This window comes from Nostoc sp., assembly GCF_036916975.1.
Lineage (GTDB): Bacteria > Cyanobacteriota > Cyanobacteriia > Cyanobacteriales > Nostocaceae > Nostoc.
On record NZ_JBALFF010000101.1, the window covers coordinates 1 to 5560 of the forward strand.

Sequence of the window (5560 nt, forward strand, 5' to 3'; positions counted from 1 at the left end):
GGTGGCCGTCGCTGGGAGGAGGGTAAGCGGCGATTGCAGCAGATATTGCAGCAAGGCACGCAGGAGGAATGGGACTAAAATTTCAAAGCGATCGCAAAATCTATTCCAAACACTTCAAACGTAAACAAGTAAAAAATAGCACACATTGTCAACGCTATGAAAATCAAATTAGTCCATGCCCATTTCTTAATCTCCATGGGCGATTACAGCAACGAGCGAGTTGGCTTTACGGTTGAACTAGAAGAGGGCGACACAGTAAAGGACGTAGTTGATGATTTGAGACAACAAGCGATAACAGCAATTGGGCCTAAGTCCGAAGAAGTCTACAACCAAAATCGGAAATTACGATCTGAGAACCGCGAACTTCAGGAGAGGACGAACAAGCTTCGTAGTGAGTGGGACGCCACAGCAGAATTTTTAAGAGCGCAAGGCATCAAACCAGAAGCGCCTTCAATGCCTCAATTCGATAGGTTACTAAACGCCGCTAAACCTGAGTCACAGTCCGTTGCCGCCGAATTCGTTGAGGAGGCTGACCCGGATAACATCCCTTTTGATCCTGAGAAACACGGCTTTTAACCCTCAAGACGATTAACCGCCTGATGAATTGCAATTGATGTTGCGATCGCGCTTTCTGTGCGCGGGCTACTTGACCCCGTAGCCGAAACGTGAGGTAAACTCACGTCGCGGACTGGAGTCCAACCCAGACGTGCAGCACATACACACAGCAGCTTAGGGCTTTTAGCCTGAAACAAGCTTTTATGGCTTTCCTATTTTCATAAGCTCGGCTGCTATAAGTGTGCTGTTCCCGAACCTATGTCACCAGAAGTTACCGCTTCTGGTTTTGCCTTGAGAGTGAACTAGGCTCAACGGCCTTCGGGTGATTCGTAGGCATGGCATCAGGGACATAAAACAAAACCACCCAGGAGGAACTGAATGATTAAAATTTTGGGACTTGATGTTAGCAAGTCCTCGGTTTCAGCTTGCCTGCTCACGGATAAACCAGAAGACCCACGTCAATTTTATTATGAATGTCCATTTTTTAAGTTCAGCGCTGATGCAAAAGGAATTCGAGATTTACTCGCGCTTAATGCGGACATTGCACTGTTAGAGCCGACTGGTAATAATTACAGCAAGCTTTGGGGTACTCATTTAGCCCGTGCTGGCGTTGAGGTGCGGTTAGTAGGTCATAAAGAATTGAGGAATTATCGAGCAAATCATTTGGCACTCCCAGATAAAGATGATGATGCCGATGCTCTGGCTCTTGCCTGTTACTACTTCGACTACCACCAAGACCCGCGTCGATTTGTCCAAATTCGCTCTCAACACATTGTCAAAATTCGGGAATTAGTATTGAGACTCGCCCACCTTAACCGGGTGCAGTCTCCGATCATGAATCGGGCGCGTCAAGATTTAGCGTGGCAGTTCCCAGAAGTTGCACTTGTAAAGTCCCGGCGGGGTGAATCGGGTGAACCTCCTTTATTGTGGGGGTGGCTTGCAAATGAAAGAAAAAGCAACCGCTATGACCGCCTTTACGAAAAAACTGTGGGACTAGGAATTTCTGACACAGTTCGCCAACATGCGAAACGCATTTGCAGTCTTCAAAGAGAGGAACACGTCATCGAGGCAGAGTTACGAGAGTTGCTGGCTGATTCTCGGTTTGACCATTACCGCACAGTTTTCAGAAGGTTTGGGTTTGGCGATCGTCTTTCGTCGGTGATTATCTCTCAGATTTACCCCATTGAGGGATTCCTGGGTGCAGATGGTAAACCAGAGGTGAGGATACGCCAAGGACGAAACTCTAAAAAGCCTACCAAACGTCACCTTTCACTGAGAAGATTTCAGAAAGCTTTGGGTGCTGCTCCATCCCTTGAAGCTTCTGGCGATAGCCGTAAAGCTAAAGTAGTGGGCGGGTCAGACTTATGTCGTAAGTCTTTATGGCAGTGGGTGTTTACGAGGATCGAGCCGAAGCGATCGCGCCTCAAAAATGATATTGGTAAAATCTTGGGTGAACAATTAGACAGTGAAAAAGCAGCCGGTCGTCCAGTGAAGCTGGTTAGGAATCGCGTTGCAGCCAAAGGAGCAAGGCTACTGTTTAGAGAACTAGTTAAAGACTTGAAGTGAGAAAAAGGGAATACCGCACGAAAAAGCTACGTTTTACTATTGACGAAAATCAATCTAAAAATTTATTTGATTTAGGCGTAGGCATTTTTACTTTGATTGCCGTAATCGCAAGCTTAACTTTTGGTAGCGCTTTTAATCACTATCCACAAAAGCAAGATTTTAACGGACAATCCGTTATGAAGTGACAAAAAGGGAATTTTGATGAATGACACTGAAAAACAAACCAACGACACATTATGTTCGTGGTGGCTGGAATGGAGAAGCTTACGTAATAGCCCTTTGTGGTGCTGAAATTAGTTTCGGTGAAGCTTCATCGCTAATTACAAATTGCCCTAAGTGCAAGAGGTTAAAGTTGAAGCATCCATGAGAGTGATTTTGTAGGTCATTCTTAGGGTGCAGGAAATTCCTTGATTTAGCATCGGGGAATTTTCGTACTATACAGTTTTGCTAGAGTGAAAATAGAGAACATTTCAATAACTTTGTATTAACTATATACTACCAACATACTACCGAATTTATTTAAATGTTTTTGCGTAAAGACACATCTTTACATATTCTTCACATTATTCACCGTTTATTATACGTATAAATGTAGGGGCAGTTCATGAATTGCCCCTACGGTAAATCAAGGCTTTCACTGCCTTGAAAGCGTAAGTCCTATAAGTTGCTGCATTACTTGCCAGAATTGCTGAAGGGTTAGGGTTTTTTAGGCGATCGCAAACCCGAAATTAACAACAGCCAAAGTCTTTCAATTACCAACAACAAACCCTGTGGAAACTAAACCACCCCTACCACCCTTTACGTTAGAGACTGCTAAAGTCAAAGTGCAAGCCGCAGAAGATGCTTGGAATAGCCGCGATCCCAAACGAGTTGTCTTGGCTTACACGGAAGATTCTCAGTGGCGTAATCGCGCCGAATTTTTTAGCGGACGAGAACAAATCAAGGCTTTCTTAAAACGAAAGTGGGCAAAAGAATTAGACTACCGTTTGAAAAAGCAACTGTGGAGCTTTACACAAAATCGAATTTCTGTTTGCTTTGAGTATGAATGGCACGATGAACAAGGTTACTGGTATCGTTCCTATGGTAATGAACAGTGGGAGTTTGCAGATAATGGATTAATGCAAAGGCGTGAAGCTAGCATCAATGACCTACAAATTCAAGAGTTTGAACGGAAGTTTCGATGGGAGCGGACATCCTGAACGCTACATAACTGGAGTTTAGCAGTTTTCCTTTGTTTCAAAGTCTCTCCTAATCCAGCTTTTAGGGGTTTCTTAAGTGGAGCAAGTGGCATTGACTAAAGGGGGATTTTTAAGGATTGTGCAGCTTAACCAGACACACAGATTAGACTAATATAGCAACGGTGGTATCATTACATCAAAATGATACCGTACTTTTGTCTAGATATAGAATTCTATCGCCCTGCCAACGGTAGATTATTTCTGAAAGGAGTTTGCTGCAATGTCCACAACACCTACTACTCGACTGATTTTGGAGACTTTACTCCCCCATCTGAAAGTAGCAGCAGCCTATGCCCGTTTTCTGCAACCAAAAATTGCTGCACTTCCCGCCAAAGAACAAGGAAGCAACTTTTTTAGTGCTGCACTTACTGATGCGGATGTGGCTATTCAAAATCTGGTAGAAGTAGTATTACTGGGAACTTTCCCAGAGATTCGCTTTTATGGCGAAGAATATGAAAGTTCTAATAACACTAAGTATTTTCGCGCTACTGACCTCGGTTCCGAAGGTGATTATTTAGTCACACTCGACCCAATCGATGGCACGAAGTTTTACATTGATGGACATTCTAATTACCAAATTATTCTCAGTATTCTAAATTCAGATGACTTTGAAGCTGTAATCGCTATTTCTCCTGCCCAAAACACTTATTTTTACGCTCTCCGAGGTGAAGGTGCTTTTAAAGGGACGCTGGAGATGAGTTTAGAAGCCTGTGCGCCGTTACACATAACATCCGCCAAACCTGCTATTTTGTTGGGATGGGGAATGAATGCGATCGCACATTTACTAAAAGATCGATATAAAGTCATCGATATAGCAACTGATTACTCTAGTGATATTGAAATTCCTAATCTCAATGGTATTCTCAGTGGTGACTTGAGTGGAGCAGTGATCAAATCGGGTAAATTTCTTGATAGTGCTGGACTCGCTTTTATTGCAAAAGAGGCTGGCTGGATTGTAACTACTGTGGATGGTTCGACTTTACCACCACTGCATACTTGTGAAAACTATAGTCTGCCTGGATTGATAATAGCTGCCTCAAAATCTGTTCATCAAGACTTACTGAAAGCGATGCAAAGCTTTAGGAGTGCTGAGTAAGAAGTATTGAGTAATTTTAAAAAATGAAAATCTGTATTGTTGGCGCGGGGGCGATTGGTGGATATTTAGGGGCGAAATTGGCACTAGCAGGTGAAGAGGTGACGCTAATCGCTCGTGGTTCTCATTTGGAGGCAATTAAAAAAAATGGGCTGAAGTTGCTTATGGCAGACGGTTCTAGCCAAATTGCTACTCCATTTCTGGCAACTAGCGATATTCAGGTAGCGGGGCCACAAGATGTAGTAATTTTAACTGTTAAGGCTCACAGTGTGCCTGCGATCGCACCTCTTCTCCCTGCACTCTACAATCCTCATACAATGGTGGTAACAGCCCAAAACGGCGTTCCTTGGTGGTACTTTCGCAAGTATGGCGGTGAGTATGAAGGTACGCAGATTCAATCTGTTGACCGAGATGGGATGATTGAAGCTAATATCGGTGCAGAACGCGCCATCGGTTGTGTTGTTTACCCGGCAACTGAGATAATTGAACCAGGTGTAATTAAGCATATTGAAGGCGATCGCTTTACTCTTGGTGAAATCGACGGCACTAAAACAGAACGCATTCAATTATTAGCACAGAGTTTAAAACAGGCGGGATTCAAAGCACCAATCCGCAATCAAATTCGCACGGAAATTTGGATCAAATTGTGGGGAAATGTGGCGTTTAATCCCATCAGTGCCTTAACTGGTGCTACTCTAGAGGATATTTGTCGCTATCCCCTCACCCGTGAACTAGCGCGGCAAATGATGACTGAAACTCAAGCGATCGCTCAAAATTTGGGTATAAAGTTTGGCATTACTTTAGAACAACGAATTAATGGGGCAGAAAATGTTGGTGCCCATAAAACCTCGATGCTACAAGATATGGAAGCTGGACGCGCTACGGAGATAGATGCTATTGTTGGCGCGGTGGCAGAATTGGGAAAACTTACTCAAATTCCCACACCTTATATTGATGCTATTTATGCCAGTGTTAAGTTGCTGGAGGCGACTAAACAAAGAAGTCTATTTAATTAAGTAGGTAGGCAAGATAAAACCAAACTATGTAACGAAAAGTAAAATCTCTGTATTTGGCTCGTAGTTGCGCTTTAGCGCATCCGGATAAAGAT

7 protein-coding genes are annotated in these 5560 nt (G+C 43.6%); 6 read left to right on the plus strand and 1 reads right to left on the minus strand.

Features of this window, described 5'->3' with window-relative positions:
- Nucleotides 1-195 precede the first annotated feature (195 nt).
- Nucleotides 196-576, plus strand: coding sequence for a hypothetical protein (locus V7K73_RS24785; RefSeq protein WP_334883960.1), 381 nt, complete (start codon nucleotides 196-198; stop codon nucleotides 574-576).
- Here the strand turns inward: V7K73_RS24785 and V7K73_RS24790 are convergent.
- Nucleotides 573-752, minus strand: a complete 180-nt coding sequence (locus V7K73_RS24790; RefSeq protein WP_334883961.1) for a hypothetical protein — start codon at nucleotides 750-752, stop codon at nucleotides 573-575. The genes V7K73_RS24785 and V7K73_RS24790 overlap by 4 nt on opposite strands.
- Before the next feature lie 181 nt (nucleotides 753-933).
- On the opposite strand from V7K73_RS24790, the gene V7K73_RS24795 reads away from it, so the two are divergent.
- The 5 genes from V7K73_RS24795 (at nucleotide 934) to V7K73_RS24815 (ending at nucleotide 5468) form a co-directional block, all read left to right on the plus strand.
- Nucleotides 934-2121 carry an IS110 family transposase gene (locus V7K73_RS24795; protein ID WP_334883963.1) on the plus strand — a complete coding sequence of 396 codons (1188 nt, stop codon included), beginning with the start codon at nucleotides 934-936 and terminating at the stop codon, nucleotides 2119-2121.
- Nucleotides 2122-2326: 205 nt separating this feature from the next.
- Nucleotides 2327-2488 carry a hypothetical protein gene (locus V7K73_RS24800; RefSeq protein ID WP_334883965.1) on the plus strand — a complete coding sequence of 54 codons (162 nt, stop codon included), beginning with the start codon at nucleotides 2327-2329 and terminating at the stop codon, nucleotides 2486-2488.
- A 403-nt stretch (nucleotides 2489-2891) separates the two neighbouring features.
- Complete coding sequence (locus V7K73_RS24805; RefSeq protein WP_334883967.1) at nucleotides 2892-3320, plus strand: nuclear transport factor 2 family protein; 429 nt, start codon at nucleotides 2892-2894, stop codon at nucleotides 3318-3320.
- A 259-nt stretch (nucleotides 3321-3579) separates the two neighbouring features.
- Nucleotides 3580-4455 carry an inositol monophosphatase family protein gene (locus tag V7K73_RS24810; protein WP_334883969.1) on the plus strand — a complete coding sequence of 292 codons (876 nt, stop codon included), beginning with the start codon at nucleotides 3580-3582 and terminating at the stop codon, nucleotides 4453-4455.
- Between the two features lie 23 nt (nucleotides 4456-4478).
- Entirely contained in the window at nucleotides 4479-5468 is a 990-nt protein-coding gene (locus tag V7K73_RS24815) for a 2-dehydropantoate 2-reductase (RefSeq protein ID WP_334883971.1), read from the plus strand.
- Nucleotides 5469-5560 lie beyond the last annotated feature (92 nt).

Excerpts from the sequence above, each read along its gene's own strand:
- V7K73_RS24785 (WP_334883960.1), top strand. The coding sequence starts at position 196 with ATGGGCGATTACAGCAACGAGCGAGTTGGCTTTACGGTTGAACTAGAA.
- V7K73_RS24795 (WP_334883963.1), top strand. The coding sequence starts at position 934 with ATGATTAAAATTTTGGGACTTGATGTTAGCAAGTCCTCGGTTTCAGCT.
- V7K73_RS24800 (WP_334883965.1), top strand. The coding sequence starts at position 2,327 with ATGACACTGAAAAACAAACCAACGACACATTATGTTCGTGGTGGCTGG.
- V7K73_RS24810 (WP_334883969.1), top strand. The coding sequence starts at position 3,580 with ATGTCCACAACACCTACTACTCGACTGATTTTGGAGACTTTACTCCCC.
- V7K73_RS24815 (WP_334883971.1), top strand. The coding sequence starts at position 4,479 with ATGAAAATCTGTATTGTTGGCGCGGGGGCGATTGGTGGATATTTAGGG.